This is a genomic window from Citrobacter sp. VF227, from assembly GCF_052950715.1.
Genome location: NZ_JBRFVF010000175.1, coordinates 1 through 586 on the forward strand (window position 1 = coordinate 1; position 586 = coordinate 586).

Below are 586 nucleotides of genomic sequence, written 5' to 3' on the forward strand. Positions count from 1 at the left end.
GTGTGATGCTGTCCAGATCGACGCGGCGGGCGCTCGGGCCGGCTTCCCAGACGATTTCCGGGTAGGCGTCCAGTGGCGGCGCTTCCAGGCTGGCCGGGCCGGAGCCATCGAGCACGAAGTGGGCGTGACGGGTGGCGGCGCAGTTCGGGATCATGCACACCGGCAGCGAGGCGGCGTGGGTCGGGTAATCCATGATCTTCACGTCGAGTACGGTGGTCAGGCCACCCAGGCCCTGGGCGCCGATACCCAGCTGGTTGACCTTCTCGAACAGCTCCAGGCGCAGCTCCTCGATGCGGTTCTGCGGGCCGCGGGCCTTGAGCTCGTGGATGTCGATCGGCTCCATCAGCACTTCCTTGGCCATCACCGCGGCCTTTTCCGCGGTGCCGCCGATGCCGATGCCGAGCATGCCCGGCGGGCACCAGCCGGCGCCCATGGTCGGAACGGTCTTGAGCACCCAGTCGACGATGGAGTCGGACGGGTTGAGCATGGCCATCTTCGACTTGTTTTCCGAACCACCGCCTTTGGCGGCGACATCCACCTCGACTGGCTGTGCAGCATGATTGATCCACAGCGAGACGCCATTCGG

1 protein-coding gene is annotated in these 586 nt (G+C 66.4%); it reads right to left on the reverse strand.

Translation table 11 applies throughout. The features are described 5' to 3' along the window. The coding region (locus tag ACU8YC_RS25745; protein ID WP_446896072.1) for a fumarate hydratase at positions 1-586 on the reverse strand (586 nt) is incomplete at both ends.